Raw genomic sequence first — 15,414 nt, forward strand, 5'->3', positions numbered from 1 at the left:
GTGTCAGTCACACATATCAATACCTGTTGCCAATTTCTCCCTGCTGTTCTCTGATCTCAGGAGCACAGAACGTCCTGCTGTGCAAAAGTGTTCTGATCAAAGATCGCAGTTCTTTACAGTTCTCGGGAATGGGATCACGTCACGGATGTTGCCCATACCTGTAAGGTACATGACACATCTCTCAAATCCAAGACCAAAGCCGGAATGACGTGTGGAACCATATTTACGAAGATCCAGATAGAAATCGTAATCCTCCGGTTTCAGACCCAGCTCATCCATACGTGTTTTCAGCTTGTCGTAGTCATCCTCTCTCTGACTTCCTCCGATGATCTCTCCGATTCCCGGCACCAGACAGTCCATAGCCGCAACTGTCTTTCCATCCTCGTTGAGTTTCATGTAGAATGCCTTGATCTCCTTCGGATAATCTGTAACAAATACCGGTCTCTTGTAGACCTGCTCTGTCAGATAGCGCTCATGCTCTGTCTGAAGATCACATCCCCAGAATACCTTGTAATCAAATTTGTCATTGTTCTTCTCAAGGATCTCAACAGCCTCTGTATAGGTCACATGCGCAAATTCAGAATTAAGCACATGGTTCAGTCTGTCAAGAAGCCCCTTGTCAATGAAGGAATTGAAGAAGTTCATTTCCTCCGGTGCATTCTCAAAGACATAACGGATCACGTATTTCAGCATAGCCTCTGCAAGCTCCATAGCATCCTGAAGGTCTGCAAACGCACACTCAGGCTCAATCATCCAGAACTCAGCTGCATGACGGGTAGTGTTGGAATTCTCAGCACGGAAGGTCGGTCCGAATGTGTAGATATTGCGGAATGCCTGTGCATAAGTCTCTCCGTTCAGCTGTCCGCTTACGGTAAGGTTTGTCTCCTTTCCGAAGAAATCCTGTGAATAATCAACACTTCCATCCTCTGTCAGCGGAATATTCTTCGGATCCAGTGTTGTTACCTGGAACATCTCTCCTGCACCTTCACAGTCACTTCCTGTGATCAGCGGTGTATGCACATAGACAAAGCCTCTCTCCTGGAAAAATTTATGGATCGCATATGCACAGAGAGAACGTACACGAAATACAGCCTGAAAAGTATTTGTTCTCGGTCTTAAATGTGTCATGGTCCTTAAGTATTCAAGACTGTGTCTCTTCTTCTGAAGTGGATAATCCGGTGCGGAAGCTCCCTCTACAGATATCTCTGTTGCCTGGATCTCAAATGGCTGCTTCGCCTGAGGGGTAGCTACCAGCGTTCCCTTAACAATGATGGCCGCTCCAACGTTCAGCTTGGAAACCTCTGCGAAATTCTCCATGTTATCGTGATATACGATCTGAAGAGTTTCAAAAAAGCTTCCATCATGAAGTACGATGAATCCAAACGCCTTGGAATCACGAACACTTCGTACCCATCCACCTACGGTGATCTCTTTGTCGAGATACTGTTCACGGTTTCTGTAAATCTCTTTCACTGTTGTCAGTTTCATAATCTATACCTCATTCCTCATATTCAGGATTACACGTCCCTGCGGACCTCCAAACGTCCGTATCGAATTAAGTATAGACTATTCTCATGGTTCGTGCAAGGAGTAATTGCCCTGTCGGACAGAAAAATAGCGGGCCGCCGGACAGAAAAATCCCGCCTGGCGGAATGTCTCCGGCAGACGGGATTTTTCTGTCTGTTATACCATTAATAATAAGATGCGTTGATACTTCCTGTGTTGAGATAAGTAATGCAGTAATAGTAGATCCTCTTGAATGTCTTTGTTGTGTAGTGAAGTCCGTCATCGCCGTCATCCACACCATCATAGCGGGCATTGGTCCCGTAGCCTTTTTTCATAAGTACGCTGTACATATCGATGTACTTGTAATCCAGAGAAAGACCGGAACGGATCTTGCTGTTGAATTCTCTTACCTGTGCTTCTGTACGGGCGCCTCTTCCCGTTTTTGTGATCATGGTACTGTTGACGGGATTTACAGACATGTAAAAGAGCTTACAGTTCTTACTTTTCAATGTGGATGCGATACTGGTCATATAGCTGACATAATTGCCTGCATTTCCCAGATCATTGACACCCAGATTAAAGATAACGGCGATCGGTTTGGAACCTTCTGTTTTGTCGATCTCTTCTATAAGCTGTGCATATCCTGTATCCCGGAACCAGCTCAAGCCCTTTCCTGGGTTTGCAACAAAAGAAACCCCATTTGTTACAGAACTGCTCATCTGTTTGTTCAGTGTCGCCTGTATTCCTGCAGTACGGGAATCCCCTACAAAAATGACCTTACTGTACATCATACCGATCGCCGGATGAGCCATCTCATCGGAACTGATGTCCTTCTCCAGTGCACGGTTAAATACCGTCGCATACAGATTGGTGTTTTTGTTGATCCGCAGAAGTTCACCGGCTTCATAATCCGGATCTGTGGAAGAACCGGTCCGTCTGGTCTTAGACCAGCCCATAAACGTATAACCTGTCGCATTGGATACAGATGGGAGCTTAAGGTAACCACCCTTTCCAAGTGTTACTGTCTTCCATACGGTTCCGTTTGCCTTGCGGAGATTTACTTTTACTGACTGCATCTGTACAGAATAGTATCTGATATTACCGGAGATTTTAATCTTCGTTCCTGCTTTTTTTGCAGTAGATGCCTTGCCGTTCTTTGCTGTTGACCAGCCAAGATTTACATATCCCGATCTGGATGGAACTGCAGGCAATGTGTAATATGTACCCTCTTCTACTTTTTTCTGCAGCTTCTTATATGCGGAATTGGTGCTTCCATTTCCAAGATAGAAGTTTACGGTATAATACTTACTCTTTCTGCGGACCGCATACAGAGTCATATCTTTTCTGACCTTTACGCGGGCACCTGCTTTATATACTACCTTACTGCTCCCCTTCCGTGTAGTCCATCCGAGATTCTGATATCCCACAGCCTTGGGTACTGCCGGAAGCTTGATCGTAGTATTTAATGTCACGTTCCGTGTCAGTGCGGTATACGTCTTACTTTTGCTGGTACCTGAATTATTATTGAACTTAACGGTATAAACAAGCTTCGCCGCCGACACCTTATGCGATGCAGCCGGCACAAAGATCAGTGCAGCTGCCACAAGTGCCAGCAAAAGCCATTTTACCTGAAAGGCCTTTCCGGTTTTTTCTCTGTTTTTCATATAAACAAACTCCTCCTGAAATACATATCCATCCCCGGATGCCTCCGTACTTTTTTACAGAGTATTGATAAATCTCATAAATGCATCCCTGCCCTCTGGTGTGCATTTATAAACACCGGCATCCTCCAGTACATGAACAAATACATTGCCCACTTCCCTGCGAAGGACTTCCTGGATATTATCTTTATCAAGTTTCTCATATTTTGGCAGAAATTCTGCAACCCATGCAGCATGTTTCTCGATTTTTTCATTGGAAGCGATGTCCCTGCCGCTTAAAATGTATTCTTCAAGAAGCTCCAGCTCTTCTTTCAGACGTGCCGGAAGAACAGCGAGTCCCATAACTTCGATAAGACCGATATTCTCTTTCTTGATATGATGATAGCATGCATGCGGATGATAAACCCCCAGCGGATGCTCCTCTGTTGTGATATTGTTACGTAATGTCAGATCCAGTTCAAAGGTATCTCCCACTTTACGTGCGATCGGTGTGATGGTGTTATGCGGCTCTCCGTCTGTTTCTGCAAAGATAAATGCAGCCTCATCCGTATATCCTCTCCAGCCTGCCAGTACATGTGTTGCCAGATCGATCAGTCTCGTCTCGTCTTTGCTGCGGATACGCAGTACGGAAAGAGGCCATTTTACAATGCCGGCTTCCACATCTTCGTATCCCGGGATCGTCACATGCTTTTCAATCTCTGCCTTCGCCATGGCAAAGGTATAATGCCCGCCCTGGAAATGATCGTGGCTGAGGATAGAACCTCCTACGATTGGAAGATCCGCATTGGAGCCAAGGAAATAATGTGGGAACAGCTTTACAAAATCAAACAGCTTGATAAATGTATTTCTCTCGATCTTCATCGGAGTATGCTGACTGTTAAATACGATACAATGTTCATTGTAGTAAACATATGGAGAGTACTGGAAGCCCCATGGACTGTCATTGATGGTGATCGGGATGATCCTGTGGTTTTCCCTTGCCGGATGATTGACTCTTCCTGCATAGCCTTCATTTTCCGGACAAAGCAGACATTTTGGATAGCTGCTGGATTTTACCAGCTTGGCAGCTGCGATAGCCTTTGGGTCTTTTTCCGGCTTGGACAGGTTGATCGTGATATCGATCTTGCCATATTCGCTGTCTACTGTCCATTTCTGATCTTTTTTTACGCGATAACGTCTGATATAGTTACTGTCCTGACTCAGCTTATAAAAATAATCTGTGGCTTTTTCCGGATTTTCTTTATAAGCATCCCAGAATTCTCTCTGCACCTGGGCAGGACGCGGCATCAGACAGTTCATCAGTTTTGTATCAAAGAGATCTCTGTACACAATACTGTCCTCGATGATGCCCCTCTTTACAGCCTCATCAAGAAGTTCGTTCAAAGTCTCCTCAAGATTGATTTTAGCATACTCTGTCTCCGGTTCTGTATATTCGCTTTCCCCAAAGGCATCCAGAAGAAGATTGGTTGCATAAATTCTTTCGCATTCCGGAGTAATACCACTCTCCACCCCATACTGTACCAGTTTTTTAATACTTTCACTTAACATTGATTTTTCCCCTTTCCTGTCGCGCTTTTCCCGGAAAACAGGAACTTTTTTCCTGTTTTCCGATTTATGCCAAACGGGAACGCCCGTCTTGCCATCCTGCTGTAACCCATGGCCTTCATCCGGCCTGCTCTGTAAGCATCACTCTATGACGTTTTCTATATAGGTGAGAAATACATTTCCGGCACTCTCAAACAGCGCTGTACTGTCATTCATTCCATACGGGCTGATCTGCCCTGTTGCCGGATCATAAAGATAGGTATTATATTCATCATAGCCTACTATCACCACACTGGAATTTTCTCCTGTCTTGGCGATCACCGGTCTCTGGGCACTGACCTCATAAAGAACATTGTCAAGAGTGCAGCCGGTCAGATCGATCACCGTTCCCATATCACCAAGGCTATCCTGAAGTTCTTTTTTCTTCCAGTTGGCTGTACGTATACTTTCCGGTACATCCTCTATATTCATCTGGAGCTTTGTTTTTTTGTTTCCACGTTCCCAGACATACTGCTGCGCACGGTTAAGTACCACTCCAGTCTGCGCATCCGCGCGTTTCACAGCTGCAGCCGGATCGGTATAGATACGGTCAAGAGAACCATATGCATAAACATAATAAAGTTCTCCCTGTGGAACGGTAGTATCCAATGTTACCGATGAGTCTTCAGTACTCTCGATCTTGGAACAAACAAGCAGCGGACTGTCTGTCTCCGGTTTCTGAGTCATGGTCAGGCGGATCAGCGTTCCTGCACGGTTTGTAGTGATCAATGCTACATCTATCTGGCTTCCGGATGCTTTTTTGTTATTCATGATATTGTCCTTTTTCTGGACTGTATAAGCATTCCCCGATTTTGCAGAAAGTTCAAACTCCATCATGGTACTGCCAACCGTTACGTTGGTGATATAAAGGCCATCCTGACGATACTCTTTTTTTACCTTTCCTTTAAAGCTTTCAATGCGGAATGTACTGATTCCCTCTGTTTCATGTCCGTTGGCATCCGTAAGAATGTCTTCATCGGAAAGGATCCCATATACCAGATCTTCATTCATAAATCCCAGAGCTCTCAGATTTTTTCCGCTTTCCGGCGAAATATCTCTTGTTTTCAGAGAATCAAATTCGATTTCCCGGATCTTCCCTGCATCATCTCCGGATTCGATCAGCCATGCTGCATGTGCCTTGGTATCTGACACAACAAAATGGTTCTGTTTGATTCCTTCTTCCAGAACCTGTGAGGTTCCTGTCTCAATATCTACCTGATACAGCTTCTGTGCAAACAGCAGAAACAGCTGATTGTTTTTGTTTACATAAGTGAGTGTTCCAAGATCTTCCTTCAGGAACTCGTAGGATTCTGTACTTGGTATGAATACTTTTTCTTCCACCACATTACGGTCGCTGTTGTAGTGATAAACACAGACACCGCTGTATCCCTCGTGAACACCACGGTTCATGTAACCGTACAATACAAAGTCTACATCCCCGTTATCTGCCACTCGGATGATCTTGATATCATGTTCGTTGCGCACATATCTGGAATCGTTATCTTCCTCTTTGCGGAAGCTGAAGATCCTTGTGATCTTTCCGCTGGACGGTGCATAAGACCAGAGATCCCCATCCTGCTCAAAAGCAACGATCTTTCCACTGCTGTCTGAAGCATAGGTGACATTCTTGTCACGGACACCCAGAAGCAGGCCTGCATCGGAAACTACCTTCTGAGACGGATCAAATACCTTCGTTGCAGAACGTTTAAAATCCAGCAACATGATCCTTGTTTCTGTATAACGCATACGGTAAAATTCCGTAACATCATAAATTTCGGTTTTACCCTCATCATCCTGTGCGGAAATCTGATAATCCAGCGTGATACTTGCAGTCGTTTCATTGATATCATCGATCAGCGGAACGCCTTCCATGTAGAGCTTCGGAGAAAGGGATCCCCAGCTGATATTGGAAAGTCCGGAACTGATGGAAATATTATTGTAATTCGTTCCGCCGGAAATATCCTCCGCTTCCAGATATCCGGTCAGCGTATCTGCCTGTTCCTTGTCCAGACACTTTGTGGAAAAATCCTTGACAAACTGAAGATACGCTTCTGTATTCAACTGGGTTCTGGAAACCACTCTTGTATAGTAGTAAACTTCCCCCTCACTGGTATCCAGCGTGATCTGCATGGAATACTCCTGGTTCATGCGAAGGTCACTGCCGATCTCAATTTCTGTACTTAAACAGCCGTTGTCCTCTTTCGTGAGATTCTTGATCTTACGGTTCTCCATAACCTTGCTTCCGTCTGAAGTCCGTACCTCATAAGCAAGCCCTGTTACTGTATCAGCATATGGGTTGATCTCAAACGACACTTTTTTGGTCGTATCCAGCGGAGTAATACTTCCTCTCATGAAGTCGGTCTGCATCTGCTGTCTGTATCCATACATCTTATTTGCCTGGGTACTTCCGATCTTTACCATAACCTCCGGAAGTGTGGCATCGTTCATATCTGAGCGGTTATCTGTAGACTGACTGTTCATCAGAAATGAGGTCCCGGCTACTACTGCCACAAAGATCACCAGCAGTATCACTCCCTTACGTAGGATCTTCATCATGTCATTCTCCCTTCTGTGAGGCTGACTCTTCCGGATAAAGAAGCCTGTCCAGGGTAGGAGCCACATGAAGAGCCTTCATGGTATCCGAAAAACTGTCCCTGCTCTTTTTCTTTCCGGTTTTTACTGCGCGGATCAGAATATTCTTTGGTGTATGTTCCATATCGATAAATTCAAGAAGCTGGGTTTCATATCCTTTGCTTTCCAGAAGCTCGGCACGAAGACCATCTGTGATCAGAGCTGCCATTCTTTCCTTCAGGATCCCATAACGCATAACAGGCTGGAGCATTTCGTTTCGGATCTGACGATTCAATTCATGCTGACAGCATGGAACAGACAGGATCACCTGAGCCCCCCATTCCACTGCCTTGGCCAGAGCGAAATCTGTTGCTGTATCGCAGGCATGAAGTGTCACCACCATGTCCACAGAAGAAACGCCTTCGTACCCTGCAATATCTCCCTGGTAAAAATGCAGCTTGTCATAGCCATAAGATCTGGCCAATTCACTGCAATGCCGTATCACATCTTCCTTAAGATCCAGCCCTATGATGTTTACATCAAAACCCTCCAGTTCTCTGAGATAATAATACATAGCAAAAGTAAGATAGGATTTTCCGCAGCCAAAATCCAGGATCGTGATCTCTCTGTCTTTAGGAAGCTTCGGAAGGATATCCCTGATAAACTCCAGAAAGCGATTGATCTGTCTGAACTTGTCATATCTGGAAGCAACGATCTTTCCATCCTTTGTCATAACTCCCAGATCCACCAGAAACGGAGCTGCCGTTCCCTCTCTGAGAATGTACTGTTTCACCCGGTTATGAGGAGCGATCTTTATCTTCTCATTCTGTGCAGGCCCGTGTTGTTTTGTTTTGATGGTTGCTTTCCCTTTCTTGCTGATAAGGATACTTCCATCCTGACTGCGTCCGGTTGCCTGAAGCTGACGAAATTCCTCCATGGCATGCTCCAGATAAGCGATCATCTCTTCCCTGGTAAAATTCTTATGATAAACCTTCGTCCCTTCTGTCATGGACGCCTGGTAAAAAATCTGACCCTTCAGCTCCACAGGACGAAGCTTCACCTTGGAAGGTCCCTCGCCAGTCCTGCGGCCACTGACAACAGCCTGTATCAGCTGTTCATTAATCTGTTCTTCTAAAAATTCCCTTATTGTTTTCATCATACTTCCATTATATTCACTTTTTGTTTTATTGTATATGGACAGATGTTGTGCGAACCAGTTTTGGTCGCTTCTGCCAGTATCACTGTATCGTTCATGGGTAAACCGCCATTTTAATACTCAGTGCGGAAACATTTTCTGCACCTTTTCCTCCTGCATCTTCGTCTGGAAATCTCCTGATACACCAGCACTTCGATCAGATCATCCAGGAACCCTCCTGGAATCTCCTGTACACTGGTATCTCCTTCCATCTGTCCTTTCACCTGGTGACAGATGTGATAGAGCATGAAACGATCCGGATATTCATCATACAGCCGGCTTCCCTCATAATCCAAAAGCTGACACTGTGCTTCCGCTTTTTCCTGGATCCTTCGGGCTGTATCCGGATAGTATGATCTCATCAGATCAAATTCCTTTTCCTGTTCTCTCTCTTCATTATAAAAACCAGGACTTCCCTGTGTAGCATAAAACGGATAAAAATCTGGATAGATCATAACTCTTCTGCTGTCCTCTCTCTGCTATCTCTTACAGTATATGCAGAAGAAAAATGACGGTTCCCTCCAAAGTTCCGATCAGGCCATCCGTTTCAGCATTCCCTGGGTCAGACGTACGCTGTGCTCAATTGCAAGCTTTTCAAAAGCCGGATAATCCATGTTCGCACTATTATCTGCTTTATCTGAGATAGCACGGATGATCAGGAATGGAATCCCGTTAAGAGCTGCTGCCTGTCCGATCGCTGCGCCCTCCATCTCAACAGCATAGGCGCTGAATTCCTTTACAATATTATCTTTTACACCCTGATCACATACAAACTGATCTCCGGAAGCAATTCTTCCTTCAAAAACCCTGATCTCCGGATTTACTTCCTCGCATACATCATGTGCGATCTTACGAAGGCACTCATCTGCCTGGAAGGAAAACTCTTTCATCTGCGGGATCTGGCCCTTCGGATATCCGAATCCGGTTGCATCCATATCATGATGAAGAACATCTGTGGAAAGTACGATATCTCCAATATTGATATCATTGTTAAGGCTTCCTGCGATACCGGTATTGATCACCGCTTCCACCTGAAAGAGATCTGCCAGGATCTGGGTGCACATGCCGGCATTTACCTTACCGATCCCGGACTGTACCACAACTACCTTCTTTCCTTCCAGAACACCCTCATAAAAATCCATTCCGGCTCTGGTAGTAATGGATACATTCTCCATAACCTCTTTCAGTCTTGCTACTTCCTGTTCCATTGCTCCTATGATTCCAACACATTTCATGATCTGTAAATCCTCTCTTTCAATATGATATCCCGCTGAATTTCACAGTTTTTTCCGTTCAGCAGTATCTTTTTCTTTTTCTACATTGTTCATTATAACAAATTTTATTTTTTATGGAAACTTTTTTTGAGAGATGCTATAATCGATAAATAAACAGAACAGGAGGTAACCATAATGGTTTATAAGACAAAAGGCGTCTGTGCTCAGGGAATTGAGTTCGAGATCGACGATAATAAAAAAGTTCACAATATCAAGTTTACAGGCGGATGTTCCGGAAACACACAGGGTGTTGCACAGCTTGCAGAGGGAATGGATGCAGATGAAGTGATCTCCCGTCTGGAAGGCATCCGCTGCGGATTCAAACCAACTTCATGTCCGGATCAGCTTGCAAAAGCCATCCGCCAGGCATTGAACGAAGGCTGATCTCACATAATCTTATTTTGTATATCGGATTTATCATCACCCTGCGAAAAATTTCCGCAGGGTGATTTTAGGATGATTTGACAAAATAATTGTTTCAATGTTATCTTTGTTATCCGGTTAAATATCTGTTCTGTCCCACTTGTCACACAGTGACTGGATATCTCTTGCAAAACGATCCAGGTCTTTATTGGGGCAGCCTTCATTCTTCCGGATCACGGACATCAGGCGACGTCCCATAGCCAGCAGCTTCTCATATGCACGGGCAGCCTTGGTTGTTTTCGGCGAAGCAGTTGCCTTTACGATCCGAACACCAACAGCCTCATGGATACACCGGTTCTCCAGAAGATCATATTCAGTTCCACTAAAGGGTGCTGTTGCATCATACCCAAGCTCTTCTTTAAGCCTCTGGGCAAAAATCTCCGTCACCGTATCATCACCATGCGTAACAAATACGTGTTTTGGTCTCGTCTCAAAGGCTTTCGCCCATTCTATAAGTCCGTTTACATCAGCATGACCGCTAATTCCCGGCATTTTGCATATTTCAGCAGCTACCTGCACAGTCTCACCAAACAACTTCATCTCCACAGCACCTTCCAATAATGCCCGTCCCGGAGTTCCGATAGCCTGGTATCCAACAAAAAGAATGGTATTTCTGGGATTCCACAGATTGTGTTTCAGATGATGTTTGATACGACCAGCATCACACATACCGCTGGCGGAAATGATCACCTTGCAGTCCTCATCAAAATTGATAGCTCTGGAATCATCGGTAGTAACGGAGGTCTTCAATCCCTGGAAGGATAACGGATTGATACCTTTATTCAAAAGATCCATTGCTTCCTCATCATAGCAGGTATATGCATTCTCACTGAAGATCGTAGTTGCCTCATTGGCAAGGGGACTGTCTACATATACCGTAAAACCATCATGGCCGTGAACCAGTCCCTGTTCTTTGATCTGTCGAATAAAATACAGCATTTCCTGAGTACGGCCTACTGCAAAGGACGGGATCACCAAACTGCCGCCTCTGTCAAAGGTCCTCTGGATGATCTCTGCCAGTATTGCCGGATAATCCGGACGTTCTCCATGACTGCGGTCTCCGTAGGTAGATTCCATCACAACATAATCTGCCTCTCGGATATATACCGGATCCCTGATCAGCGGCTGATTGATATTTCCGATATCGCCGGAAAAAACGATCTTTTCTGTTTTGTCCTCTTCCGTCATCCAGACTTCAATACTGCTGGAGCCAAGAAGATGTCCTGCATCCACAAATCTTACTTCGATTCCCTCTGCCGGTTTGATGATCTTATCATATGGGCATCTGACGAAGTTCCGGAGCACACCCATGGCATCTTCCATAGTGTATGCAGGAATAAATTCCGGTTTTCCTTCTCTCCGCCCCTTTCGGTTTCTCCACTCAGCCTCGAACATCTGGATATGTGCGCTGTCACGAAGCATGATATCGCAGAGATTACAAGTTGCCTCTGTCGCATAGATCGGCCCCTGATAGCCTTTTGCATACAAGGCCGGAAGATTTCCGGAATGATCCATGTGTGCATGTGTCAGAAGCACAAAATCCAGATCACCCGGAGCCACCGGAAGCTCCTTATTTTCATAATAATCCGGTCCCTGCTCCATTCCATAATCCACCAGAAACTTCCGTCCTGCCGCTTCCAGATAATAACAGCTTCCAGTCACCTCATGCGTAGCACCGATAAATGTTATCTTCATGCACAAGCCCCCTTTTCCGTCCCACGTTCTGAAATTTCCATATCAAAAAAAGCCTGAAGGATCTCTCTGTGATATCCGATCGTCCAGAAACGCTGTGATATACAATTCCAAGAAGAAATAATCGACTTTTTGTTTATTAACGGTTTGTTATTGTATTTATTATACACGAAATATATGTTTTTTGACAGTCTTTTTGTGAAATATGTTTCTTTTTTTAAGGGGATTTTTTTAGATTTTTTGATATTATTCAGAATTTTTAGACATTCCCCAGCGAAGGTAATGTAAAGTTTACTGGATTTTTTATTTTTTTGGGGGAGTGGCATCGCTGGGGGTGTGATTTATTTTGTTGATTTGTTATTTTACGAGAACACCGCTGGTTAAGGTTGTGGTTGATTCTTTACTGCCATCTTTAGCTGCGTGATAGCCTCGTACACGGTAGTAAGAACCTTTTGGAACAATTACCGTAATGTCTCTAGTCAGATTAGTTGCATTAGAAGCTGTAAAATCCCATCTTTTATATGTAGAATAACTTCCATTTACTTTACGTTCCAAATATACACTTAAATATACTTTACTACATGTATGATGACACTGTGTTATTCCTGTAATAATCACTTTATTACTTGCTAATTTTTTGATTGTTGTAGTTCCAAAACTTAAATTATTGCCTCTAAGGACACTGTAAGTCGTATCTTCTGCATAATCTTCATTCGTATCTGTTTCTACCGAAAAATCATCCGATAAGTTCTCTGCCATCGCAGGAACTGCAAATAATATACTACAGCAACATGCTAAAAACAACAGATTTATTATTCTTTTCATTTTCTCTTTCATGTAATGTCTTTCCTCCTTTAAACTTTCATTACACTATATATACGATACAGAAAAGATATTATCTCGTTAAAATTTTATATTTTTAATTAACTTTATAAACTTCTGTTCTTCCATTTGGGATTCTATTTGATAGAACACTGTAGAACTATTCCAATACGCAACATAACTGGCTTTTTTATCTCCCTTAGCCATTATTTTCTTTATCTGAATACTAATTTCTTCCTCCGGCAATTTAATAGTATCTATTTCTTTTCCATCTAAACTTGCACCACTACTTTTAGTTTCTTTATCATATTTATTAATATATATCGTTAGAATTTCGCTATTATAATTATATTCAAAAAATGCGTATCCAGACTCTGCATTAACTCTATAGTCTTTAAATTTAAATCCTTTAGGTCTTTCTAATATCAATGGTACATTAACACCTAATTCTTCTTCTACGTTATCTATAGCTGTCTGCTCATCCTTCTGCGCTTTCTCATTTCCTTCATCATTTTCAATTGAAATCCTCGTATCATCCCCAACCCAATACCTCACAGAATCAATAAAATACCTCCTGTTCGCCTGGCTGGTCATGCTTGCGGCGAAGATACCGGCTGAGCATACAAGTACTGCTGCCGCTACGCGAGCTGCTTTATGCCTTTTCTTTTCGGGCAGATAAACGATTTTTACATTCTCTTTATGATCATCAGTTTTAATACTGTCAGTTTCGTCTTCTTTGTAAACACCATCTGCTTTCAGTTTTTCTACAAGCCTCTGATAAGCAGCCTTTGCCTCCTCTTCTGTTTCTCCATCATCAGGAATCACTCCATCTGGAAACAGGATTTTTTCCATCTCTTCGGTTTCTTTTTCATATTCTTCTGCCAACCATTTTTTCAGTTCAGCATCCCTGAAATTTTCCATTATTTTTCTCCTGTAATCCTATCTTTCCTTGACAATTCCTCCGTTAGAGTTCATATTTAATGATAGTATATGACTATTCAGGAGGAATCCAAATGAAACACATCGTACTTACCGGCGGTGGTACTGCCGGACATGTAACTCCAAATATTGCCCTGATTCCAAAGCTCAGGGAGCTTGGTTATAAGATTTCCTACATCGGTTCCTACGAAGGAATCGAAAAAAAACTGATCGAAGAACTTGGAATCCCATATTATGGAATCTCATCCGGAAAGCTGAGACGTTACTTCGATCTCAAAAACTTCTCTGACCCGTTTCGTGTACTGAAGGGATTCAGCCAGGCCAGAAAGATTCTGAAAGAGCTGAAACCGGACGTTGTTTTTTCTAAAGGCGGTTTCGTTACGGTTCCCGTTGTGATCGCGGCCAAACGTTTAAAAATCCCCGCATTGATCCACGAGTCCGACATGACTCCAGGTCTTGCCAATAAACTCTGTCTCTCTTCTGCATCCAGAATCTGCTGTAATTTTCCTGAGACAGTCGCCAATCTTCCAGCTGACAAAGCAGTTCTTACAGGAACTCCGATCCGCCAGGAACTTCTTTCCGGAAATGCGGAAAACGGTCGTAAATTCTGTGGTTTCACTGCTGACAAACCGGTACTTATGGTTATCGGTGGTAGTCTGGGAGCTGCTTCTGTCAATGATAATGTCCGCAAGATCCTCCCTGAACTTCTGAAGGAATTCCAGGTTGTTCATCTCTGCGGAAAAGGAAAAACCGATGAATCTCTCAACGGTACTGCCGGATACGTCCAGTATGAATATATCCAGGACGAGCTTCCGGATCTGTTTGCCATGGCTGATATCGTGATCTCCCGCGCAGGCGCTAACGCAATCTGTGAGATCCGCGAACTTCATAAGCCAAATCTTCTGATCCCGCTTTCTGCCAAAGCCAGTCGTGGTGACCAGATCCTTAACGCTCGATCCTTCGAACGCCAGGGCTTCAGTAAAGTGCTGGAAGAAGAGGAGATTACAGAAGAAAAGCTTCTGGAAACCATCCGCCAGCTCTATACCGATCGTCAGAAATATACAGATGCTATGGCAGGAAACGGCCAGGTAGATTCCATCAGTAAGATCACTGATCTTATTGAAGAATGCGCCAGAGCCTGACTATATTTCCACAACAGCCATATGAAAACTCTGCCACTCCCTTCCGGGCTGGCAGGGTTTTCTTTTATTCGTATACTTTGCGAAATTCTTCCTGCAGCCAGCGCTTCGCTTTATATATCCTGTTATTGACACCACTTTTCGTCAGACCATATTCTTCTGCAACTGTTTCAACGGAAATCTCCAGATATTTGACCTGAATTAAGATCTCATAATTTATCGGCTGTTTCTTTCGAAATCTTCTCAGCACCATATACATAAATTCTTGCTTGAATGAAAAAGTAAATTCTACATTCTAATATACCTTGATTTTATGCGGGATTTAATTCTATTTTCGGAGATATACAACTTGATTTTTTTAGTATATAATGCTTTTATACGGCATAAACAGCATAGTTTTTTGCATGATAAAAGGACATCTGGAAATAGTGTGCAGGACTAAATTCCACATGTCTGTTGGAAAGACTAAATTCTATGCAATGAAACTTGCCTGTGCCTGTATTGTTATTATTATTTTATTAATGCTGGTATCAATGTGACTTCATCGGCTGGTATCTCTGCTAATCCTAATGCTTTATGAAGTCTGTTATCCAGCAGGAGACGGGATA

The 15,414-nt window shown here is 43.5% G+C and carries 13 protein-coding genes; 2 read left to right on the forward strand and 11 right to left on the reverse strand.

Annotated features, from left to right (window positions below; all coding sequences use genetic code 11):
- Window positions 1-96: 96 nt before the first annotated feature.
- From asnS to BLP57_RS12975, 7 genes are all read right to left on the reverse strand, one after another.
- A complete protein-coding gene (gene asnS / locus BLP57_RS12945) occupies window positions 97-1,488 on the reverse strand; it encodes an asparagine--tRNA ligase (RefSeq protein ID WP_015525643.1) in 1,392 nt (463 codons plus the stop codon).
- A gap of 203 nt (window positions 1,489-1,691) precedes the next feature.
- Window positions 1,692-3,170: an InlB B-repeat-containing protein gene (locus tag BLP57_RS12950; protein WP_092072245.1), complete on the reverse strand. Its 1,479-nt coding sequence runs from the start codon at window positions 3,168-3,170 to the stop codon at window positions 1,692-1,694.
- Between the two features lie 54 nt (window positions 3,171-3,224).
- On the reverse strand, window positions 3,225-4,715 hold the full coding sequence (gene galT / locus BLP57_RS12955) for a UDP-glucose--hexose-1-phosphate uridylyltransferase (RefSeq protein WP_092072250.1): 1,491 nt from the start codon (window positions 4,713-4,715) through the stop codon (window positions 3,225-3,227).
- A gap of 138 nt (window positions 4,716-4,853) precedes the next feature.
- A complete protein-coding gene (locus tag BLP57_RS12960) occupies window positions 4,854-7,307 on the reverse strand; it encodes a hypothetical protein (protein ID WP_092072253.1) in 2,454 nt (817 codons plus the stop codon).
- Between the two features lies 1 nt (window position 7,308).
- Window positions 7,309-8,478, reverse strand: a complete 1,170-nt coding sequence (locus BLP57_RS12965) for a class I SAM-dependent methyltransferase (RefSeq protein ID WP_015525637.1) — start codon at window positions 8,476-8,478, stop codon at window positions 7,309-7,311.
- Window positions 8,479-8,591: 113 nt separating this feature from the next.
- Window positions 8,592-8,972, reverse strand: coding sequence for a hypothetical protein (locus BLP57_RS12970; protein ID WP_015525636.1), 381 nt, complete (start codon window positions 8,970-8,972; stop codon window positions 8,592-8,594).
- A 78-nt stretch (window positions 8,973-9,050) separates the two neighbouring features.
- Window positions 9,051-9,752 carry a 5'-methylthioadenosine/adenosylhomocysteine nucleosidase gene (locus BLP57_RS12975; RefSeq protein ID WP_015525635.1) on the reverse strand — a complete coding sequence of 234 codons (702 nt, stop codon included), beginning with the start codon at window positions 9,750-9,752 and terminating at the stop codon, window positions 9,051-9,053.
- 174 nt (window positions 9,753-9,926) lie between these two features.
- Here BLP57_RS12975 and BLP57_RS12980 point away from each other — a divergent pair, with 174 nt between their 5' ends.
- Window positions 9,927-10,175 carry a TIGR03905 family TSCPD domain-containing protein gene (locus tag BLP57_RS12980; protein WP_015525634.1) on the forward strand — a complete coding sequence of 83 codons (249 nt, stop codon included), beginning with the start codon at window positions 9,927-9,929 and terminating at the stop codon, window positions 10,173-10,175.
- A gap of 117 nt (window positions 10,176-10,292) precedes the next feature.
- On the opposite strand, the gene BLP57_RS12985 is transcribed toward BLP57_RS12980, so the two are convergent.
- The 3 genes from BLP57_RS12985 to BLP57_RS13000 all read right to left on the reverse strand — a co-directional run bounded on the left by BLP57_RS12985 (window position 10,293) and on the right by BLP57_RS13000 (window position 13,649).
- Window positions 10,293-11,909: an MBL fold metallo-hydrolase RNA specificity domain-containing protein gene (locus BLP57_RS12985; protein ID WP_059086203.1), complete on the reverse strand. Its 1,617-nt coding sequence runs from the start codon at window positions 11,907-11,909 to the stop codon at window positions 10,293-10,295.
- A gap of 354 nt (window positions 11,910-12,263) precedes the next feature.
- Window positions 12,264-12,743: a DUF6147 family protein gene (locus BLP57_RS12995; protein WP_242872629.1), complete on the reverse strand. Its 480-nt coding sequence runs from the start codon at window positions 12,741-12,743 to the stop codon at window positions 12,264-12,266.
- 66 nt (window positions 12,744-12,809) lie between these two features.
- Window positions 12,810-13,649 carry a DUF4367 domain-containing protein gene (locus BLP57_RS13000; protein WP_092072260.1) on the reverse strand — a complete coding sequence of 280 codons (840 nt, stop codon included), beginning with the start codon at window positions 13,647-13,649 and terminating at the stop codon, window positions 12,810-12,812.
- Window positions 13,650-13,741: 92 nt separating this feature from the next.
- Here BLP57_RS13000 and BLP57_RS13005 point away from each other — a divergent pair, with 92 nt between their 5' ends.
- Complete coding sequence (locus BLP57_RS13005; protein ID WP_092072263.1) at window positions 13,742-14,809, forward strand: undecaprenyldiphospho-muramoylpentapeptide beta-N-acetylglucosaminyltransferase; 1,068 nt, start codon at window positions 13,742-13,744, stop codon at window positions 14,807-14,809.
- A 64-nt stretch (window positions 14,810-14,873) separates the two neighbouring features.
- On the opposite strand, the gene BLP57_RS13010 is transcribed toward BLP57_RS13005, so the two are convergent.
- Entirely contained in the window at window positions 14,874-15,059 is a 186-nt protein-coding gene (locus BLP57_RS13010) for a hypothetical protein (protein ID WP_207646712.1), read from the reverse strand.
- Window positions 15,060-15,414 lie beyond the last annotated feature (355 nt).

Origin of the sequence: Blautia sp. SF-50 (assembly GCF_900101315.1) — a bacterium.
Classification (GTDB): Bacteria; Bacillota; Clostridia; order Lachnospirales; family Lachnospiraceae; genus Blautia_A; species Blautia_A fusiformis.

Bases quoted from the DNA above. Each gene is read 5' to 3' on its own strand.
- galT (WP_092072250.1), bottom strand. From the start codon at position 4,715: ATGTTAAGTGAAAGTATTAAAAAACTGGTACAGTATGGGGTGGAGAGT.
- BLP57_RS12975 (WP_015525635.1), bottom strand. From the start codon at position 9,752: ATGAAATGTGTTGGAATCATAGGAGCAATGGAACAGGAAGTAGCAAGA.
- BLP57_RS13010 (WP_207646712.1), bottom strand. From the start codon at position 15,059: ATGGTGCTGAGAAGATTTCGAAAGAAACAGCCGATAAATTATGAGATC.
- BLP57_RS12980 (WP_015525634.1), top strand. From the start codon at position 9,927: ATGGTTTATAAGACAAAAGGCGTCTGTGCTCAGGGAATTGAGTTCGAG.
- BLP57_RS13000 (WP_092072260.1), bottom strand. From the start codon at position 13,649: ATGGAAAATTTCAGGGATGCTGAACTGAAAAAATGGTTGGCAGAAGAA.
- asnS (WP_015525643.1), bottom strand. From the start codon at position 1,488: ATGAAACTGACAACAGTGAAAGAGATTTACAGAAACCGTGAACAGTAT.
- BLP57_RS12965 (WP_015525637.1), bottom strand. From the start codon at position 8,478: ATGAAAACAATAAGGGAATTTTTAGAAGAACAGATTAATGAACAGCTG.
- BLP57_RS12950 (WP_092072245.1), bottom strand. From the start codon at position 3,170: ATGAAAAACAGAGAAAAAACCGGAAAGGCCTTTCAGGTAAAATGGCTT.
- BLP57_RS13005 (WP_092072263.1), top strand. From the start codon at position 13,742: ATGAAACACATCGTACTTACCGGCGGTGGTACTGCCGGACATGTAACT.
- BLP57_RS12970 (WP_015525636.1), bottom strand. From the start codon at position 8,972: ATGATCTATCCAGATTTTTATCCGTTTTATGCTACACAGGGAAGTCCT.
- BLP57_RS12995 (WP_242872629.1), bottom strand. From the start codon at position 12,743: ATGAAAGAGAAAATGAAAAGAATAATAAATCTGTTGTTTTTAGCATGT.
- BLP57_RS12960 (WP_092072253.1), bottom strand. From the start codon at position 7,307: ATGATGAAGATCCTACGTAAGGGAGTGATACTGCTGGTGATCTTTGTG.
- BLP57_RS12985 (WP_059086203.1), bottom strand. From the start codon at position 11,909: ATGAAGATAACATTTATCGGTGCTACGCATGAGGTGACTGGAAGCTGT.